This is a genomic window from Xanthomonas sp. NCPPB 1826 (assembly GCF_056725285.1).
On sequence record NZ_CM161521.1, the window covers coordinates 2,119,171 to 2,137,908 of the forward strand.

General features: G+C 65.6%; 14 protein-coding genes and 3 tRNA genes. 11 read left to right on the forward strand and 6 right to left on the reverse strand.

What is annotated here, in order from left to right; all coding sequences use genetic code 11:
• Window positions 1–51 precede the first annotated feature (51 nt).
• From AC1PLA_RS09275 to AC1PLA_RS09315, 9 genes are all read left to right on the forward strand, one after another.
• Complete coding sequence (locus AC1PLA_RS09275; protein WP_481106047.1) at window positions 52–2,580, forward strand: TonB-dependent receptor; 2,529 nt, start codon at window positions 52–54, stop codon at window positions 2,578–2,580.
• A 421-nt stretch (window positions 2,581–3,001) separates the two neighbouring features.
• A complete protein-coding gene (gene ubiB / locus AC1PLA_RS09280; RefSeq protein ID WP_166768302.1) occupies window positions 3,002–4,678 on the forward strand; it encodes a 2-polyprenylphenol 6-hydroxylase in 1,677 nt (558 codons plus the stop codon).
• A 92-nt stretch (window positions 4,679–4,770) separates the two neighbouring features.
• A complete protein-coding gene (lexA, locus tag AC1PLA_RS09285; protein ID WP_104537811.1) occupies window positions 4,771–5,418 on the forward strand; it encodes a transcriptional repressor LexA in 648 nt (215 codons plus the stop codon).
• Between the two features lie 172 nt (window positions 5,419–5,590).
• Complete coding sequence (gene recA, locus AC1PLA_RS09290; protein ID WP_016904265.1) at window positions 5,591–6,625, forward strand: recombinase RecA; 1,035 nt, start codon at window positions 5,591–5,593, stop codon at window positions 6,623–6,625.
• A gap of 276 nt (window positions 6,626–6,901) precedes the next feature.
• On the forward strand, window positions 6,902–7,390 hold the full coding sequence (gene recX / locus AC1PLA_RS09295) for a recombination regulator RecX (RefSeq protein ID WP_016904266.1): 489 nt from the start codon (window positions 6,902–6,904) through the stop codon (window positions 7,388–7,390).
• Window positions 7,391–7,491: 101 nt separating this feature from the next.
• Window positions 7,492–10,140 (forward strand): alanine--tRNA ligase, encoded by a 2,649-nt coding sequence (gene alaS / locus AC1PLA_RS09300; protein ID WP_481106048.1) that lies wholly within the window; start codon window positions 7,492–7,494, stop codon window positions 10,138–10,140.
• A gap of 138 nt (window positions 10,141–10,278) precedes the next feature.
• Window positions 10,279–10,491: a carbon storage regulator CsrA gene (gene csrA, locus AC1PLA_RS09305; protein ID WP_024939585.1), complete on the forward strand. Its 213-nt coding sequence runs from the start codon at window positions 10,279–10,281 to the stop codon at window positions 10,489–10,491.
• An 83-nt stretch (window positions 10,492–10,574) separates the two neighbouring features.
• Window positions 10,575–10,667 (forward strand) — tRNA-Ser (locus AC1PLA_RS09310).
• 236 nt (window positions 10,668–10,903) lie between these two features.
• Window positions 10,904–12,871: a methyl-accepting chemotaxis protein gene (locus tag AC1PLA_RS09315; RefSeq protein ID WP_481106182.1), complete on the forward strand. Its 1,968-nt coding sequence runs from the start codon at window positions 10,904–10,906 to the stop codon at window positions 12,869–12,871.
• A gap of 202 nt (window positions 12,872–13,073) precedes the next feature.
• Here the strand turns inward: AC1PLA_RS09315 and AC1PLA_RS09320 are convergent, their stop codons facing one another.
• A complete protein-coding gene (locus tag AC1PLA_RS09320; protein ID WP_046342365.1) occupies window positions 13,074–13,775 on the reverse strand; it encodes a pirin family protein in 702 nt (233 codons plus the stop codon).
• 133 nt (window positions 13,776–13,908) lie between these two features.
• Here AC1PLA_RS09320 and AC1PLA_RS09325 point away from each other — a divergent pair, with 133 nt between their 5' ends.
• A complete protein-coding gene (locus AC1PLA_RS09325; RefSeq protein ID WP_104589179.1) occupies window positions 13,909–14,853 on the forward strand; it encodes a LysR family transcriptional regulator in 945 nt (314 codons plus the stop codon).
• Between the two features lie 44 nt (window positions 14,854–14,897).
• Complete coding sequence (locus AC1PLA_RS09330; protein WP_481106049.1) at window positions 14,898–15,890, forward strand: DedA family protein/thiosulfate sulfurtransferase GlpE; 993 nt, start codon at window positions 14,898–14,900, stop codon at window positions 15,888–15,890.
• 147 nt (window positions 15,891–16,037) lie between these two features.
• Here AC1PLA_RS09330 and AC1PLA_RS09335 read toward each other — a convergent pair.
• The 5 genes from AC1PLA_RS09335 to AC1PLA_RS09355 all read right to left on the reverse strand — a co-directional run bounded on the left by AC1PLA_RS09335 (window position 16,038) and on the right by AC1PLA_RS09355 (window position 18,737).
• Window positions 16,038–16,114: transfer RNA gene (locus tag AC1PLA_RS09335), tRNA-Arg, on the reverse strand.
• A 109-nt stretch (window positions 16,115–16,223) separates the two neighbouring features.
• Window positions 16,224–16,300 (reverse strand) — tRNA-Arg (locus AC1PLA_RS09340).
• Window positions 16,301–16,340: 40 nt separating this feature from the next.
• Window positions 16,341–17,222 (reverse strand): alpha/beta hydrolase family protein, encoded by an 882-nt coding sequence (locus AC1PLA_RS09345; protein ID WP_481106050.1) that lies wholly within the window; start codon window positions 17,220–17,222, stop codon window positions 16,341–16,343.
• Window positions 17,219–18,028, reverse strand: a complete 810-nt coding sequence (gene thiD, locus AC1PLA_RS09350) for a bifunctional hydroxymethylpyrimidine kinase/phosphomethylpyrimidine kinase (protein ID WP_047125512.1) — start codon at window positions 18,026–18,028, stop codon at window positions 17,219–17,221. Before thiD ends, AC1PLA_RS09345 begins: the two co-directional genes overlap by 4 nt.
• 37 nt (window positions 18,029–18,065) lie before the next feature.
• Entirely contained in the window at window positions 18,066–18,737 is a 672-nt protein-coding gene (locus tag AC1PLA_RS09355) for a YoaK family protein (RefSeq protein ID WP_481106051.1), read from the reverse strand.
• Window position 18,738: the final 1 nt, after the last annotated feature.

The following is an 18,738-nucleotide window of genomic DNA, read 5'->3' on the forward strand; positions in this document are numbered from 1 at the left end:
GGCGCTCGCCGCAGTGCATTGCGGGCTCTTTGTCGGGGGACAGGCATGCGCATGCAACAGCAACGCAGCACCGGGCTTGCGCTGGCGCTCTTCGCGGCCGCACAGGCATCGCCGCTGCATGCGCAAACGGCCACGCAGCAACAGCGCAACGAGCCGGCAACACTGGCGGCCCTGAAGGTGACTGCGCAAAAACGCGAGGAATCGCTGCAGAACGTGCCGGTGGTGGTCTCGGTATTGCCCGGGCAACTGCTGCAGGACAGCGGCGTGCATGACATCAAGGAACTGCAGGTGCTGGTGCCCGGCTTGATCGTGACCAGCAGTCAGAGCGCTGCGCAGACCACCGCGCGCATCCGCGGCATTGGCACCGTGGGCGACAACGCCGGGCTCGAATCCTCGGTCGGTGTGGTCATCGATGGGGTGGCGCGCGCACGCAACGGCGTGGGCTTTGCCGACCTCGGCGAGCTTGAGCGCATCGAGGTGTTGAAGGGGCCGCAAGGCACCGTGTTCGGCAAGAACACCTCGGCCGGCGTCATCAACGTGGTGACGCGTCGGCCCAGTTTTACCCGCAGTGCCGATGCCGAGATCACCGTGGGCAACTATGGCGCGCTCGGGATTGCCGGCGCCTTCAACGATGCGCTGGGCGACACCAGTGCCTTGCGCGTCTATGCCGCCAGGCGGCGTCGCGACGGCTTCGAACAGGTGGTCACCGGAGCCGGCCCGCGCACCGCCAGCGACGATGGCGACCAGAACCTGCGCACTGCGCGCGTGCAGTGGTTATGGGAACCCGGCGCCGACTTGGACATCAATCTGGCTGCCGACTACACCCGCCGCGAGGAAAACTGCTGCGTCACCGTCACTACCGAACGTGGGCCGACCGCAGCACTGATCGATGCGCTGGCACCAGGCGGGCAGGGCACGATTGCGCGTGCCGATCCGCGAGGCAGGCGTGCCTACAGCAATCGCAGCACCGCGCAGGATATCCAGGACAAGGGCGTGTCGGCGCAGCTGGATTGGACCACGCCGTGGCTGGGCAAGGCGGTGCTGACCTCGATCACCGCATTGCGCGACTGGACATCCGTCAATGGTCTGGACTTCGACTACAGTGCGGCCGACATCCTCTACCGCGCGCCGCGCGAGGACGAGATGCTGACCCGGTTCAAGACCTTCAGCCAGGAACTGCGCCTGGCCGGATCTGGCGAGCGTCTGGACTGGATGGTCGGTGCGTTCTACGCCGACGAAACCCTGCATCGCAACGAGTCCTATCGCTTCGGCAGTGCCTACGAGCCGTATCTGTCCAGCGTGTTGCTTGCACGGGTCAATCCGGCGCTGGCCACCCGTGCGGATGCAACGCGCTTTCTCGCGGATGCTACCGGCTTGCCGGCCGGCACGCTGTTTCGCGGCCAGGGTAGCCAGGATCGCTTTCGGCAGGATGGCACCAGTGCCGCGCTGTTCACCAACAACACCTGGCATGCCACCGATGCATTGGATGTGGTGGTTGGGCTGCGCTACACCTACGAGCACAAGGTATTGCAGTCGAGGTTCGAAAATCCCGATGGAAGCCCGGCGTGCGCCAGTTACTTCGCGGCCAATGGTCAGCTCGATCCGGCCGCGTTGCGGCGTATCGGGGCCGCGCTGGTCGCGCGCGGCGTGCCTGCATCGGCAGTGCCGGCAATCGCGCCACAAGTGGTCGGTTTCACCTGTCTGCCCTGGGCCAATGTCGCCCATGCCGGCCGTCGCACCGAGCAACGCCGCACCGAGCGCGAATGGTCGGGCACGGCGAAGCTGGCATACCGCTGGAGCGATGCGGTGATGACCTATGTGTCCGCCGCGCGCGGCTACAAGGCCGGCGGCTTCAACCTGGATCGCGTGCAGTCCTCCGATGGTTTGTCCAGCGGCGTGCAAGGGATCCTGCCGGTGGACGACACCGCGTTTCCCGGCGAATTCGTCGACAGTTACGAGCTCGGCGCCAAGACCAGCTGGCTCGGTGGCAACCTGCTGCTCAATGCCGCGCTGTTCTATCAGGACTTCAGCGACTTCCAGCTCAACAATTTCCTCGGGACCAGCTTCGTGGTGCGCGCCATTCCCAGTGTGGTGTCGCGCGGCATCGATACCGAACTGCTGTGGCAGGGCGCCATGCCCGGCCTGATGGTGCAGGGTGGGCTCAGCTACACGGATACCGCATATGGCGACGATCCGCTGCCGGACGCCGATCTGGCACTGCTGCCGGGCAGTCGTTTGAGCTTTGCGCCACGCTGGTCGGCCAATCTTTCGGTCAGCTACGAGCACGCGCTCGGCAATCGCATGACCGGCCGGTTCAATGTCGGCGCGAAGTATGTTTCCGAGTACAACGCCGGCTCCGATCTGGATCCGCAGAAGGCGCAACCGGGCTATACGGTGCTCAATGCACGGCTGGGCATCGGCGCCGACGACAAGCGCTGGATGCTGGAAGCGTGGGCAGAAAATCTTGGCAACGAAACCTATCGCCAGATCGTCATCGATGCGCCGCTACAGGCGGGTTCGTGGAATGCATTTCTGGGCGCCCCGCGCACGTATGGGCTCACCTTGCGGTTGCGGTATTAGGTCTCGAAGGCCCAAGCACGGCATTGCCAAGGCAGCAGGATGCATGCGCAAGCGCAACCTCGGCTAAGCCCGCGGGTGTTCATGACGCGACAGGCACGTGCAGATCGGCTACAAACAAGGTCCCGCTTCCAACCTGCGTGCCGATGCTTCCGCTTTTTGCTCATGCGTTGTCGTTGTCCTTGCTGCGCCGATCTGCGGGCGCTGTCCTGGCGTTGCTGGATGAGCGGCGCGCAGCCGTCCGGCAACCGATGCCTGCGGCGGCCGGCCACCGCGCCGTCCTGTGCGCGAGCGATCATGCAGCCACAGGCGTTGCGCGTGGTCGCGCATGCTCAACAGGCGTTTGCAAGGAGCCCACACAAGCAGCGATGCACGTTAACGCCATGCGGCTCGTTGCCGCAGCGCAATCGCAGGCGGTGTGCTGATGTGGGAAGCGCTCGGCACCGTTCGAGACCTGGGGCGGCTGCAGGAAATCGCCGCGGTGCTGATCCGCTACGGATTCGGCGATGTGGTGCGGCGCATCGGGCTGGCCGACGTGCTCGAACGTGCCGGCAAGCTGCTGCACTGGCATAACGCCGAGGGCCGCCTGCGCATGTCTGCCGCGACGCGGGTGCGGCGCGCGCTCGAGGAACTTGGGCCGACTTTCGTCAAGCTGGGGCAGGTGCTGGCCACGCGCGTGGACCTGCTGCCGCCGGAGTGGATCGAAGAGCTGAGCGAGCTGCAGAACGCCGTGCCTGCGTTGCCGTTCGAACAGATCCGCCCGCAACTGGTCGCAGCCCTGGGCGCGGAGCCGGAAAGCGTGTTCGCACGCCTGGACGAACAGCCTCTGGCTGCGGCATCGCTGGCGCAGACGCATCGCGCCTGGCTGGCCGATGGCACGCCGGTGGTGCTGAAGATCCGCCGCCCCGGCATTGGCGATGTCATCGATGCGGATCTGCGTCTGCTGGCGCGCCTGGCGGAAATCGTGGAAACGCGTGCGCCCGATCTCAAGCGTTATCGCCCCGCCGAAGTGGTGCAGCAATTCACCGTCTCCTTGCGGCGCGAACTCGATTTCGCCGCCGAGTGCCGCAATGCCGAGCGCATCGCAGCCAATTTCGTCAACGACCCCCAGGTGGTGGTGCCGTCCGTCTATTGGCAGTGGACCTGCGAATCGCTCAACGTGCAGGAATTCATCGACGGCATCCCGGGACGGGACCTGATCGCCGTGGATGCGGCCGGCCTGGACCGCAAGGCGCTCGCACGCACCGGCGCCGGGATCGTGCTGAAGATGGTGCTGCAGGATGGCTGTTTCCACGCCGACCCGCATCCGGGCAATATCTTTTATCTGCGCGACGGGCGCATCGCCGTCATCGATTTCGGCATGGTCGGGCGCGTTTCCGAGCAGCGCCGCTTCCAGGTCGCGCAACTGCTGCATGGCATGGTCAGCTACGACGCCGAAGCGGTCATCGACGTACTGCTGGAATGGGCCGGTACCAGCCTGGAGATCGATGAGTCGCGGCTGCAGCAGGATATCGGTGCCTTCGTCGACGAGTACCGCGGCGTGCCGCTGAAGGAGCTGCGCATCGGCGCGATGCTGGGCGATGTGACCTCGATCCTGCGCGATCACGGGCTGACCCTGCCATCGGATCTGGCGCTGATGATCAAGGCGTTCCTCACGCTCGAAGGCATGGGGCGCCAGCTCGATCCGGATTTCGACATGGCCACCGAGGCGCGTCCATATCTCGAACGCGTGGTGCTGCAGCGTTATGCACCCAGCGCAATGTTGCGGCGCAGCCGTCGCACCGTGACCGGCGCGATCGACCTGATCGGCGATCTGCCACGCGATCTCAAACGGCTGCTGCAGGCCGCACGGCGCGGCAAGCTGCAACTGCAGATCGAAACGCGTGCATTGCGCGAGTTCGGCGAGCAGGTCGATCGCGCGGCCAACCGGCTCACCATGGGGATCGTGACTGCCGCGCTGGTGATCGGCTCGTCGATCGTCATGAACAGTGTCGGCGGCAGTGCCAGCCGCTGGCTGCTCGCGTTGGGCGTCGGCGGTTTCATCGGCGCAGCCATCTGCGGCGTCTGGATCCTGTTCTCTATCTGGCGCAGCCGCCGCTAGACGCGGCACATGCTGACCCCCGATTGCCGGACTGCGCATGGCGCACAACGCGGCTATTGCGCAGGCGTCAGTTAGTAGTAATACTACTAACCATGGACCTGACCGATACCCAGCAAGCAATCCTGGCCTTGATCGCCGAGCGCATCGATGCCGACGGCGTACCGCCCTCGCAGACCGAGATCGCGCGCGCCTTCGGCTTCAAGGGTGTGCGCGGCGCGCAATACCATCTGGAGGCATTGGAGCAGGCCGGTGCGATCCGTCGCGTCCCCGGCCAGGCCCGCGGCATCCGTCTGGCCGGGCAGGGCGCCCAGTCGCGCACTCCGCCTGCCGCTGCAAACGAGCCGATGCGCGACGATGTGCTGCGTCTGCCGGTGCTGGGACGCGTGGCCGCAGGCCTGCCCATCGGCGCGGATATCGGCTCGGACGACTTCGTGGTGCTGGACCGGGTGTTCTTCTCGCCGTCGCCGGACTATCTGCTCAAGGTGCAGGGCGACTCGATGCGCGACGAAGGTATTTTCAACGGCGACCTGATCGGGGTGCACCGCACCCGCGACGCGCGCTCGGGGCAGATCGTGGTGGCGCGCATCGATGAGGAGATCACGGTCAAGCTGTTGAAGATCGGCAAGGACCGCATCCGCCTGCTGCCGCGCAACCCGGACTACGCGCCGATCGAAGTGTTGCCGGATCAGGATTTCGCGATCGAGGGCCTGTACTGCGGGCTGTTGAGGCCGAATCGTTGAGTACTGCGCCGATGGCCCCACTGGCGTTATCCCGAGCCGGTGCCGCAGGATTTCCCGCTGCCATCGCCATGGCCGCCTCCCTAATCTGAGTGTGTCGCAGCCAGTCTCAGCCTGTGCGATACACCGCCGTTACATTAGCCCTACACCGAAATCACTGACAAGGATCACCCAGATGGATGAGAACAAGAAGCGCGCCCTTTCCGCCGCACTGAGCCAGATCGAGAAGCAATTCGGCAAGGGCTCGGTGATGCGCATGGGCGACCGTGTGATCGAGGCCGTCGAAGTTATTCCGACCGGCTCGCTGATGTTGGACATCGCACTGGGGATCGGCGGCCTGCCCAAGGGCCGCGTGGTGGAGATCTATGGTCCGGAATCGTCGGGCAAGACCACCCTGACCCTGCAGGCGATTGCCGAGTGCCAGAAGAAGGGCGGCACCGCTGCCTTCATCGACGCCGAGCATGCGCTGGACCCGATCTACGCCGCCAAGCTGGGCGTCAATGTCGACGACCTGCTGCTGTCGCAGCCGGATACCGGCGAACAGGCGCTGGAAATCGCCGACATGCTGGTGCGTTCCGGTTCGGTGGACATCGTGGTGGTCGACTCGGTCGCTGCGCTGACCCCGAAGGCGGAAATCGAAGGCGAAATGGGTGACCAGCTGCCGGGCCTGCAGGCCCGCCTGATGAGCCAAGCGCTGCGCAAGCTGACCGGCAACATCAAGCGTTCCAACACGCTGGTGGTCTTCATCAACCAGTTGCGCCACAAGATCGGTGTGATGATGCCGGGCCAGAGCCCGGAAGTGACCACTGGCGGCAACGCGCTGAAGTTCTACGCATCGGTCCGTCTGGATATCCGTCGTATCGGCGCGATCAAGAAGGGCGACGAAATCATCGGCAACCAGACCAAGATCAAGGTGGTCAAGAACAAGCTGGCGCCTCCGTTCAAGCAGGTCGTGACCGAAATCCTCTACGGCGAAGGCATCAGCCGCGAGGGTGAGCTGATCGACATGGGCGTGGAAGCCAAGCTGGTCGAGAAAGCCGGCGCCTGGTACAGCTACGGTGAAGAACGCATCGGGCAGGGCAAGGACAACGCGCGTGGCTATCTGCGCGACAACCCGCAGGTTGCGGTGCGGCTGGAAGCCGAGCTGCGCGAGAAGTTCCAGCCGGCCGAAGCGCCGCGCGAAGCCGGCGACGATGTCGAGAAGGAATAACAGCAGCCAGGTAGTGCGAGCTCGGCCGTCATCAGGCAGGTGTCTCGGCGGCCGCGCGAACCGGGACGTCCGCGGGGCCACCCCCGGTTCTGCCTGCCTACCGGCCGCGTCCGCCTGATGGCAGAACGGCAGCGCTGATGGCTGTGGCAGGTTTTCTATCGCGGGGACGGCGGAGTCAGTGCCGTCGCTTCCCGCGGTAGATCTATTGAAGGCCAGGAGGGCAGGCGCCATGGACGGCGCATTGATGCTGTGAGTTTGGTACTTGGGACACCCACGATGGACGAGCAACAGCCCGCGCCAAAGCGGGGACGCCGGTTCAAGGAGCAGACGCCGGTCCAACGCGCACTGGGATTGCTGGTGCGGCGCGAGCATTCGCGCAAGGAATTGAACCGCAAGCTGCTGGCCCGCGGTATCGAGCCGGACGCTGCACAGGCGGCCGTGGAGCGCCTTGCTGACGAGGGGTGGCAGGACGACACCCGTTTTGCGGCCTCGGTCGTGCGCAATCGCGCAGGCTCGGGCTACGGCCCACTGCATATCCGCGCCGAGCTCGGAACCCATGGCCTGGACAGCGATGCCATCAGCGCCGCAATGGCGACATTTGAGGGCGACTGGACCGAAAACGCGCGCGATCTGATCCGGCGTCGCTTTGGCGACCAGGGCCCCACCGATCTGCCGCAACGGCGCAAGGCCGCCGATCTGCTGGCCCGGCGTGGTTTCGATGGCAACAGCATTCGTAGCGCCACCCGCTTCGACCTTGAGGACTGAGGGCGTCAGGCCTGCTACCCTTCGTGGTTTCAGGTTGTTCCGCTCATCTGCGCCCACATCTCATTGGGTGACCGGGACTGCCGCCCGCCCAATGCCAGCACATGAACGCACCTGCCAAATTCAGCACTTCCCAGATCCGTAGTGACTTCCTCGCGTTCTTCGAGGGGAAGGGCCACACCATCGTGCCATCCGCGCCGCTGGTGCCGGGCAACGACCCGACCTTGCTGTTCACCAACTCCGGCATGGTCCAGTTCAAGGACGTCTTCCTCGGCGCGGAGAAGCGCAGCTACGTCCGCGCGGCCGACGTGCAGCGCTGCCTGCGTGCCGGCGGCAAGCACAACGATCTGGATTCGGTGGGCTACACCGCGCGCCATCACACCTTCTTCGAGATGCTGGGCAACTGGTCGTTCGGCGACTACTTCAAGAAGGACGCCATCAGCTGGGCCTGGGAGCTGCTGACCCAGGTCTGGAAGCTGCCGGCCGAGCGGTTGCTGGTCACCGTCTACCACACTGACGAAGAAGCCTTCGCGCTGTGGCGCGACATGATCGGTATTCCGGAAAGCCGCATCGTGCGCATCGGCGACAACAAGGGTGCGCCGTACGCGTCGGACAACTTCTGGCAGATGGCCGATACCGGCCCGTGCGGCCCGTGCACCGAGATCTTCTTCGACCACGGCGACCATATCGCCGGTGGCCCCCCGGGCTCCCCGGACGAGGACGGCGATCGCTTCATTGAGATCTGGAACCTGGTGTTCATGCAGTTCGACCGCCAGCCCGACGGCACCCTGGTGCCGCTGCCGGCGCCGTGCGTGGACACCGGTATGGGCCTGGAGCGCCTGGCTGCGATCCTGCAGCACGTGCATACCAACTACGAGATCGATCTGTTCCAGGCCTTGATCGGCAAGGCCAGCGCGCTGACCGGCGTCACCGATCTGGAGAACAAGTCGCTGCGGGTGATCGCCGATCACATCCGCGCCTGTTCGTTCCTGATCGTCGACGGTGTGCTGCCGTCCAATGAAGGCCGCGGTTATGTGCTGCGCCGGATCATCCGGCGTGCGCTGCGCCACGGCTGGATGCTGGGGGTACGCCAGCCGTTCTTCAGCAAGATGGTGCCGACCCTGGTCGAGTTGATGGGCGAGGCCTATCCCGAACTGGTGGTCGCGCGGGAGACCGTCGCGCGCGCGCTGCTGGCCGAGGAAGAGCGTTTTGCCGAGACGCTGGACGCCGGCATGAAGATCTTCGATGACGTCGCCGCGCGCGCGCAGGAAGTGATTCCCGGCGCCGATGCGTTCCGCCTTTTCGATACCTACGGGTTCCCGGTCGATCTGACCTCCGACATCGCACGCGAGCGTGGCTTGCGCGTGGACATGGAGGGCTTCGAGTTCGCCATGGAGCGTCAGCGCGAGACCGCGCGTGCCGCCGGCAAGTTCGGTGGCGGCGTCGCATTGCCGGCCGATCTGGTCGCCACCATGTCGCCGACGGTGTTTCTGGGCTACGAGGCCTATGACGCCGATGCGCTCAAGGTCGTGGCGTTGCTCAAGCAGGGCCGTCCAGTTGAACGTGCAGAAGCCGGCGACGAGGTCATCGTGTTCACCGACCGTACGCCGTTCTATGCCGAGTCCGGTGGCCAGGTCGGCGATAGCGGCCAGCTGAGCGGTAGCGATGTCTCCATCGAGATCACCGACACCCAGAAGTTTGCCGGTCAGTTCCATGGCCATGTCGGGCGCATCACCGAAGGTGCGCTGGCATTGGGCGATGGGCTGGCAGGCGGCATCGACGTGCAGCGTCGCGGCAAGACCATCCTCAACCACTCGGCCACGCATCTGCTGCATGCGGCCCTGCGCGAGGTGCTGGGCACGCATGTGCAGCAGAAGGGCTCGCTGGTTGCACCGGACCGTTTGCGGTTCGACTTCTCGCACTTCCAGCCAATCACGCCCGAAGAGCTCGCCGTGATCGAACGCAAGGTCAACGCCGAAGTGCGCACCAACCACAGCGTGGAAGTGCACAACATGGCCATGCAGGAGGCGCTGGATTTCGGCGCGATGGCGCTGTTCGGCGAAAAGTACGGCGAGAACGTGCGCGTGCTGAAGATGGGCGGTTATTCCACCGAGCTCTGCGGCGGCACCCATGTCACCCGCACCGGCGACATCGGCTTGTTCAAGATCACTTCCGAGGGCGGTGTGTCCTCGGGCGTGCGTCGTATCGAGGCGGTGACCGGGCAGGGCGCGCTGGACCATGTCGCCGATGAGGAGCGACGTCTGCTCGAGGCGGCCAGCCTGCTCGGCGGCAATACCGCCGAGGTGGTCGACAAGGTTCGCGCGCTCACCGAACGTCAGAAGCGGCTCGAGCGTGAGCTGGAGTCGCTCAAGGCCAAGCTGGCCTCCGGCGCAACTGCAGACCTGGGTTCCAGCGCGGTCGATGTTGCAGGCGTCAAGGTGGTCGCCGTGCGTCTGGAGGGCTTCGACGCCAAGGCGCTGCGCGATGCGATGGATCGCCTCAAGCAGCAGTTGGGCGACTCGGTCATCGTGTTGGCAGGCGCTGCTGGCGGCAAGGTTGCGCTTGTGGCCGGCGTGAACGGCAGCCCAACTGGCAAGGTGAAGGCGGGGGAACTCCTTGGCCATATTGCCAGTCAGATCGGAGGCAAGGGCGGCGGTCGTCCGGATCTCGCCCAGGGTGGTGGCGAGGATGGTCCCGCCCTTGCGACCGCGCTGGAAGGCGTGCCCTCCTGGGTCAAGCAACACTTGGGCTGAACACTTGTCCTGGTATGCCTTGCTGGTTGGCAGGGTGTCCCGCTACCATTTCCGGTCTATTCCCTTTACCTAGGGCGCGCCTCGTCAGTCGGCCGCCGATGCTGGTGGGAAACCCACCGGTTCCAGGAGATTTGCAAAATGTTGATCCTCACTCGCCGGGTAGGCGAAACCTTGATGATCGGCGACTCGGTCACTGTGACCGTACTCGGCGTCAAGGGTAATCAGGTGCGTATCGGCATCACCGCACCGAAAGATGTTGCTGTACACCGCGAAGAAATCTATCAGCGGATCCAGCGTGGGGATGAGCCGGTCGCTTCCGGTGCGCATCAGGGCGACGATTCTTCGAATTGATCGTCATAAAGGGTTTACGTTAGCCCCTCTTACCCGGTATTCTTCGCGGCCTGCAACGGACACCGCGGCAGGACGCAAAAACTGGAGCGATGCCCGAGCGGCTGAAGGGGCTCCCCTGCTAAGGGAGTATAGGGTCAAAAGCTCTATCGAGGGTTCGAATCCCTCTCGCTCCGCCAGTGTTCTAGACGCCCGCAAATCCCTGATTTGCGGGCGTTTTCATTTGTGCCGGCAGGTCAGTGACGGTCTGCATGGGCATCGCTGGCGCAACGCCGGCGGCTGTGCCGGCCGCAGCATCTGAACTGCCACGAACGCGCTGCGGGCAGCGATTCAAGTAAGCCGGGCACGGGTCGCTAAGGCTGTGACACCTCTCTCGGATCTCACCCCGATGCGCCTGCCGCCGCTGCTTGGACGCTTGTTTTCTTCACTGAGCCGTGGGCTGCAGCACAAGGCCGATGCGGTGGACCGGGTGATGGCGGTGATCGAGTTCGATCTGGATGGCCGCATCCTGCATGCGAACCAGAACTTCCTGTCGCTGATGGGCTACCGGCTGGACGAAGTCGTCGGTCAGCATCACCACATGTTCGTGACCCCCAGCGACCGCGACAGCGAAAGCTATCGACAGTTCTGGCAGGCGCTGCGTCGCGGCGACTTCAATGCCGGGCGGTTCTGCCGGTTGGACAAGAACGGGCGCGAGGTGTGGATCAACGCCTCCTACAACCCGTTGCTGGATCGCGCGGGCAAGGCCTACCGGGTGATCAAGTACGCCACCGACATCACCGCGCAGGTGCGCCAGACCGCCGACTTCGAAGGCCGCATCGATGCGATCGACAAGGTCATGGCGGTCATCGAGTTTTCGCTGGATGGCACGGTGCTCGATGCCAACGAGAATTTCCTTGCGGTGATGGGCTACCGGCTCGATGAGATCCGCGGCAAGCATCACGGCATGTTCGTGGACGCGCAAACGCGGCAGTCCGCGGCCTATCGCGCGTTCTGGGACAAGCTCGGGCGCGGCGCGTTCGACGCGGGGCGCTACAAGCGCCTCAACAAGGACGGCAGCGAGGTGTGGATCCAGGCGTCCTACAACCCGGTGCTCGACGAGCACGGGCGGCCGTACAAAGTGGTCAAGTACGCCACCGACGTGACCCGCCAGGTGATCGATTCGGCCGACGCCGATGGGCGCATCCAGGCCATCGACAAGGTGATGGGCGTGATCGAATTCGATCTGCAAGGGCGCGTGCTGAGTGCCAACGACAACTTCCTGGCCATTTTGGGGTACTCCGCCGAGGAGGCGATCGGCCAGCATCACCGCATCTTCGTGGACGCAAGCTATGGCGCCTCCGAGGACTATCGGCATTTCTGGGCGAAGCTGGCGCGTGGGCAGTTCGATGCGGGCCGCTACCGTCGGCTGCGCAAGGACGGCAGTCCGGTGTGGATCCAGGCGTCCTACAACCCGATCCTGGATGTGTCCGGGCGCCCGTACAAGGTGGTCAAGTACGCCACCGATGTCACCGATCAGGTGCGCTCGGCCGAGCGCATGCATCAGTTGATGCAGCAGACCATGAGCATTGCGCAGAACGTGCAGCGCGAAGCGCACCATATTTCGGTCAGCAACCAGGAACTGGTGAGCCGCTCGTCCACGCAGTCGGCAGCCGTGGCGCAGACCTCGACCACCATCGATCAGCTGGCAGAAACCGTGCGCAGCAATTCCGACAGCGCCGGTTCGGCGCAGCGCATGGCCGAGGCATCGGCCGATGTGGCGCGACGCGGCGCCACCGTCATCGCCGACATGGTCAAGACCACGGCGGGCATTCGCGCGGCCACCGACCGTATCGGCCAGATCATCGAGGTGATCGACGGCATCGCGTTCCAGACCAATATCCTGGCCTTGAATGCAGCCGTGGAAGCGGCACGCGCTGGCGAGCAGGGGCGTGGATTTGCCGTGGTGGCGACCGAGGTGCGTAGCCTGGCGCAGCGCTGCAGTGTCTCGGCAAAGGAAATTCGTGGTTTGATCGACAATGCGACCGACCAGGTGGGCGATGGTTCGCGCCTGGCCGAGCAGGCCGGGGCGGTGATGCAGGACATGGTCGGTTCGGTGCTGCGGGTCACCGCCACCGTGGAGCAGATTGCCGCTGCCAGTCAGGAGCAGGCGCGGGACATTTCCACCGCCAACACCGCGCTGCAATCGATCGGTGTGCAGGCGCGCGACCAGGCGCAGATGGTCGACGATCTGGCGCGCTCTGCACGTGTGCTGGAAGCCGATGCCGACGCGCTGTTTGCCCTGGTCAATGGCGATAGCGATGGCGATGGCGCTATAGCGGCGGCGCGCAGCGAGACCCCGAGCAAGCTGCTTGCCAGGCCTGCCAAGCCGCAGGCCGCGTGATCTCGCGCAGTGATGCAGTACTGCGCGGCGTTGGCGTTGGCGATGCGTTGCGTCAAGCGTGGCAGCGTCATCGCAGTCCTGCAATCAGCGTTGCTTGAGCACAAAAAAGCCCGCCGGAAGCGGGCTTTTTTGATATCGGCAAATCTCCAGTGCGCAGCGTGCCGGCTTGTCGGCGGCACGCTGCGCGCTGCGCTGGTGCCGCTTACCTCGGCAGGTCGAACACCAGCACTTCCGCATCGCGCGCATCGGCCAGCACGATCTCCGGCTCATCGGTGATCTGCAGCGCATCACCGGCCGACAGCGCCTGGCCATTGACGCTCAGGCTGCCGCGCGCCACCTGCACGTAGCCGATGCGGCCCTCGGCCAGTGGCTGCTGCAGGCGCACCTCGCCATCGAGGATCGAGGCATACAGGCGCGCATCCTGGTGCAGGCGCAGCGAACCGTGCTCGCCGCCGGGCGAGGCGATCAGGCGCAGCTGGTTGCGCTTGCTGTCTGCATCGAAATGCTTCTCCTCGTAGCTGGGCTCGATGCCGCTGCGCTCGGGCATCACCCAGATCTGCAGGAAGTGCACCGGTTCGCTGGCGGAGTGGTTGAACTCGCTGTGGGTGACGCCGCTGCCGGCGCTCATGCGCTGCACGTCGCCGTAGTGCAGCACCGAGCCGGTGCCCATGCTGTCCTTGTGCTCCAGTGCGCCACCCAGCACGTAGGAAATGATCTCCATGTCGCGGTGGGCATGGGTGCCGAAGCCTTCGCCCGGGGTCACCTTGTCTTCGTTGATCACCCGCAGCGGGCCGATGCCCATGTGGCGCGGGTCGTGGTAACTGGCGAAGGAGAAAGTATGGCGCGAGGACAGCCAGCCATGTTCGGCGCGGCCACGGGTTTCGCTCTTGCGGACATTCAACATGCTGCTTCTCCTTGAAGGGTTGGTGTCGCCAGGGAATGAATCGGTGTCCCGGCGGCTTGATGGCTAGTCTCCACCTCCGCGCCGGCGCCAAAAAGCGAGTAGATTTGGTCGCTACCATCGAAAAAATCGAACAATGAAAATCAGCCTGGAAGCGTTGCAGATCCTGGATGCGATCGACCGCCGCGGCTCGTTCACGGCCGCGTCCAAGGTGTTGTTCAAGGTGCCGTCGACGATTTCCTACACGGTCTCCAAGCTGGAGGACGATCTGGGTGTGCAGCTGTTCGAGCGGGTCGGCCCCAAGGCGACACCGACCCAGGCCGGGCGCGAGCTGCTGCGCGAGGGGCGGCAGCTGCTGCGGGCCGCGCAGGAGCTGGAGGTGCGGGTCCGGCGGGTGGCGTCGGGTTGGGAGTCGGACTTTGCGATCGGGCTGGATGCGATCCTGCCGGTGGCCTTGCTGCAGGCGCAGATCCTGGACTTCTACACGGTGGCCGACAGCACCCGCCTGCGCGTGGTGAGCGAATCCTTGTCCGGCAGCTGGGAGGCGTTGCTGGATCGGCGCGTGGACCTGATCGTGGCGGCGGGCGAGGGGCCGAGCGGTGGTGGCTATGTCGCCGAGGCGATCGGCACGCTGGGCTTCGTGTTCGCGGTGGCCTCCACGCATCCGCTGGCGGGCGCCGGCCTGCTGGGCGCGGCCGAGCTGGCCGAACATCGTGCGATTGCGGTGGCGGATTCGGCGCGGCGTCTGCTGCCACGCACGGTGGGCCTGCTCTCCGCGCGCGATGTGCTCACCGTGCCGGACATGCAGGCCAAGCTGCAGTTGCAGCTGGCCGGTGCCGGCTACGGTTTTCTGCCCGAGCCGTATGCGCGCGGCGCGCTACAGGACGGGCGGCTGTGTGCGCTGCAGGTGGAGACCCGTAAACCTGATGAAACCTTCTACCTGGCGTGGCGGCCGGGCGAGGAGGGCGAGGCATTGGGCTGGTGGCGGCGCGCACTGCGCCGCGATGGACTGTTCGATGGCTGGTTGCAGTCGCTTGCCGAAACGTATCGTTCCGTCGCCGCCGGGCAGCCGCGTGCGTGAGGAAGGGCGGATAATCGGCCCTCGCCGTCGCGCAGGGTCGCCGCATGCAAGGCTTGATCGAACAGTACGGATTGGCGCTGGTCTTTGCCAACGTGCTGGCGTTGTCGCTGGGCCTGCCGGTGCCGGCGCTGCCGACCCTGGTGCTGGTCGGTGCCGGCTACGCGCTGCAGGGCGGCAGCGATGCCTGGCTGGCCGGATTGCTGGCGTTGGCAGTGTCGGTGCTGGCGAGTCTGCTCGGTGACCTGGCCTGGTATCTGGCCGGCCGCCGTTTCGGCAATCGCACCCTGCAGTCGCTGTGCCGGCTGTCGCTGTCGCGCGATACCTGCATGAAGAAGACCGAGCGGTTCTTCTCGCGCTGGGGTGTGCGGGTATTGGCGGTGGCCAAGTTCGTGCCCGGTCTGTCGATGGTCTCGGTACCGATGGCCGGTGCGATGCGGGTGCGCCCGGCGGCATTCCTGCGCTATGACGCCCTGGGTGCGTCGCTGTGGGCGTTCGTCGGGCTGAGCCTGGGTGCGCTGTTCGCGCATCAGGTGCAGGACGTGCTCGCGTTGCTGTCGGATCTGGGTTCTGGTGCGGTGGTGGTGCTGGCCGTGTTGCTGGCCTGCTATGTCGGCTGGCGTTGGTGGCGGCGGCATGCCTTGCTGCGCTCGCTGGAGCACGCGCGTATCGCGGTGGACGAGCTGGTGCCGCTGCTCGATGGCGACGAAGCGCTACGGCCGACGGTGCTGGACATCCGTGCGCCGGGCCACCGCGATCTGCAGCCGTACACGATTCCCGGCGCGGTATTTGCCGACGAGCGGCAGCTTGCGCAGATCCTGGCCAGCGTGCCGCGCGATCGCAGTGTGGTGATTTATTGCGCGTGTCCGGACGAGGTGTCGGCGGCGTGGTTGGCCGGCCGGATGCGCGAGCGCGGATATGGCGACGTGCGGCCGTTGCTGGGTGGGCTGGATGCATGGCGCGACGCCGGGCATCCGGTGACCTCGCTGCTGCCGGTGGCGGTGGTTGCCCGGACCGATGTGCTGGGTGCGATGGCCTGACCGCAGTGACGCGATGTCCTGCGGCGGGCGTGCTGGTCTTTGGCAGTTGCTGCGTCGCGTTCGCTGCGTGGTAACAGCGTGGCCACGCCATGCGCTCGAACGACAGGCAAAAAAAAAGACCAGCAAGCTGGTCGTTTTCTTCAAGATTGGTGCGCCCGGAGAGATTCGAACTCCCGACCGCCTGGTTCGTAGCCAGGTACTCTATCCAACTGAGCTACGGGCGCATTATCTTGTTTTGACTTGCATTTCTAACTTGCAGATCCGTCGCAGTGTGATCGGACCCTTGTAACTAAAAAGACAGCGGTTGAAGGCTGTCTCTTATTGTTCTGAAGATGGTGCGCCCGGAGAGATTCGAACTCCCGACCGCCTGGTTCGTAGCCAGGTACTCTATCCAACTGAGCTACGGGCGCGTCGTCAGGAGCGGAATTATGCGGATGCCTGGAGTCCTCGTCAATCCCTTTGTGACATTCGATTGTCGCTACCCTCATCGCCAAGACGCCGGCGCAGTGCAGCGGCCACGGCGGCAGGCGTCTTCATCCATGCGAAGTGATCACTGCGCGCGCCCAGTTGCGCATCGTCCAAGGCAACACGTTCGGCACGTGCCTGCGGCATTTTCTGCAGCAAGGCCTGCAAGGCGCCGGGCGGGCCGAAGCGGTCGCGTGCAAAGGTCACTGCGCTGATCGGCAGATCGAGTTGGCCCAATGCCTGCTCGAGATCCCACGACGTGCCTGCCGCACGATAGCGATTGCTGCGACCGACCTGCGCCCAATCGGCGATCAGGCTGCGCGCCTCGGTGCCGCCGAAACCGAGCGTTCGCCCGTGCAACACGCCCTGCGTGCGTGCCAGCCATGGCAGCAGCCGGAAGATCAGCGGCAGGCCGTAGCGCATCGGCACCGGAAAATTGCGCCAGTACGGCGAGCCGCTGGCGACCAGCCACAGCTGCGCAATCCGTGCCGGCTGCAGCGCGGCATGGCAGCAAGCCAGTTGGCCGCCCAGGCTATGACCGCCCAGCACGCACGGCAGCTGCGGGTCATGCAGGTCGAGCAGCGCGCGGCTGGTGGGGATATCGTCGGCAAGCAGCGTGCGATAGCCCCAGTCGTGCTCGCGCGAGGGGCGCAGGGTGCTGCTGCCGTTGCCGCGCCACTCGTGCAGATACACCGCAATGCCGGCGCTCGCCAGGGCGTGCGCGAACGGCTGGTAGTGGCGGGCGGCAACGCCCAGTGCCGGCAGCCACAGCAGGCCGGCGATCGGCCGCGCCGGTGCGTGGCGGAGCACCTGCCAGGCATGTCCATCCGCTGCGGTCACGACAAGCGTGCTGGCCTGCACGCTCATGGGCTGGGCGCGGCACCGAAATGGTCCAGCACCAGCACCTCGCCGTGACCGGGGCTGTGGCCGAGGCGGATGGCACGCGCAACGTAGTCGATGGCCGCTTCGCAGGCGTTGAGTAGGGACAGGCCCTGGCACAGCTGCGCGGCAATGGCCGCCGACAGGCTGCAGCCGGTGCCATGCGCATCGACCTGCAGGCGCGGATGCATGAACACGTCCTGGGTGACGCCGTCATCGAAGCGGTCGATCACCCGCGTGCCTTCGTGCAGGTGACCGCCCTTGAGCAATACCGCGTTGGCGCCGAGTTCGAGCAGGGCGGCGGTGGCGTGCTCGGCGGCATCGGCATCGTCGATGCGGCGGCCGGTCAGCAGTTCGGCTTCGGGCGTATTGGGTGTGATCAGCGTGGCCAGCGGCAGCAGGCGCATGCGCAGGGCCTCTAGCGCGGCGTCTTCGAGCAGGCGGGCGCCACTGGTGGACACCATCACCGGGTCGAGCACCACGAACGGTGGGCGATGGGTTTCGAGCAGATCGGCCACGCAATGGATGACCTCGGCGTTGGCGAGCATGCCGAGTTTGACCGCCTGGATCTCGAAGTCCGCAAAGCAGGCATCGATCTGCGCTCGCAGAAACGCGACCGGCGGGATATGCACGGCAGTGACGGCGCGGGTGTTCTGCGCGGTCAACGCGGCGATCGCCGACAAGCCGTGCACGCGGTGCGCGGCGAAGGTCTTGAGGTCGGCCTGGATGCCGGCACCACCGCCGGAATCGGAGCCGGCGATGGTCAGGGCGGACAGCGTGCTGGACGTGGTCATGGGGGGATTCTGCACTGCTGTCTGGCGGATGTGCGGATCAGCGCGTGCGCCAGCGACGCCACTGCAGGTAGCCAACGTAGCCGGCACCGGTCACTCCGGTCAGGCCGGCCGGCAGGTAGAGCGCGTCGTAGTGCCAGCGCTGGAACAGCCAGGTGCCGAGCATGCTGCCGCCGAGAAAGCCGCCGATGATCAGCCCGCTCAGCGTGAGCCGGCGCACCTGCAGCGGGCGCCCGCGCAGTAGATGTCCCAGGCCGATGCCCAGGTCGGTGAACATGCCGCTCAGATGGGTAGTGCGGACCGCTGCGCCGCTGAGGGTGGTGGCCATGGCGTTCTGCAGGCCGCAGGCGCCTGCGGCGACCAGCGCGCCGCCGACATGGTGCAGCTTGAACAGCGGGATTGCCGCCAGCAACAGCAGCGCTTCGAGCAGCAGCGCCGCGCCGTAGCGCTGTCCCAGCCGCAAGACATCGTCCTGGATGATCAGGCCGCTGAGCATGGCGCCTGCGCAGAAGGCGATCAGGATGCCCCAGAGAAAGCCGATCTCCGATGCGCTGTTCTGCACCAGGGCCACGCCGAGCAGGCTGGTGGTGCCGGTGAGGTGGCTGACCACCTGATGCTCGGAGCCCAGGTAGCCGACCACGTTGACCATGCCGGCCACGCCCGATAACGCCACCGCGCCGATCCAGACCCAGCGCGGCAGCAGGATTCCCATC

Excerpts from the sequence above, each read along its gene's own strand:
- AC1PLA_RS09275 (WP_481106047.1), top strand. The coding sequence starts at position 52 with ATGCAACAGCAACGCAGCACCGGGCTTGCGCTGGCGCTCTTCGCGGCC.
- ubiB (WP_166768302.1), top strand. The coding sequence starts at position 3,002 with ATGTGGGAAGCGCTCGGCACCGTTCGAGACCTGGGGCGGCTGCAGGAA.
- lexA (WP_104537811.1), top strand. The coding sequence starts at position 4,771 with ATGGACCTGACCGATACCCAGCAAGCAATCCTGGCCTTGATCGCCGAG.
- recA (WP_016904265.1), top strand. The coding sequence starts at position 5,591 with ATGGATGAGAACAAGAAGCGCGCCCTTTCCGCCGCACTGAGCCAGATC.
- recX (WP_016904266.1), top strand. The coding sequence starts at position 6,902 with ATGGACGAGCAACAGCCCGCGCCAAAGCGGGGACGCCGGTTCAAGGAG.
- alaS (WP_481106048.1), top strand. The coding sequence starts at position 7,492 with ATGAACGCACCTGCCAAATTCAGCACTTCCCAGATCCGTAGTGACTTC.
- csrA (WP_024939585.1), top strand. The coding sequence starts at position 10,279 with ATGTTGATCCTCACTCGCCGGGTAGGCGAAACCTTGATGATCGGCGAC.
- AC1PLA_RS09320 (WP_046342365.1), bottom strand. The coding sequence starts at position 13,775 with ATGTTGAATGTCCGCAAGAGCGAAACCCGTGGCCGCGCCGAACATGGC.
- AC1PLA_RS09325 (WP_104589179.1), top strand. The coding sequence starts at position 13,909 with ATGAAAATCAGCCTGGAAGCGTTGCAGATCCTGGATGCGATCGACCGC.
- AC1PLA_RS09330 (WP_481106049.1), top strand. The coding sequence starts at position 14,898 with ATGCAAGGCTTGATCGAACAGTACGGATTGGCGCTGGTCTTTGCCAAC.
- AC1PLA_RS09345 (WP_481106050.1), bottom strand. The coding sequence starts at position 17,222 with ATGAGCGTGCAGGCCAGCACGCTTGTCGTGACCGCAGCGGATGGACAT.
- thiD (WP_047125512.1), bottom strand. The coding sequence starts at position 18,028 with ATGACCACGTCCAGCACGCTGTCCGCCCTGACCATCGCCGGCTCCGAT.
- AC1PLA_RS09355 (WP_481106051.1), bottom strand. The coding sequence starts at position 18,737 with ATGGGAATCCTGCTGCCGCGCTGGGTCTGGATCGGCGCGGTGGCGTTA.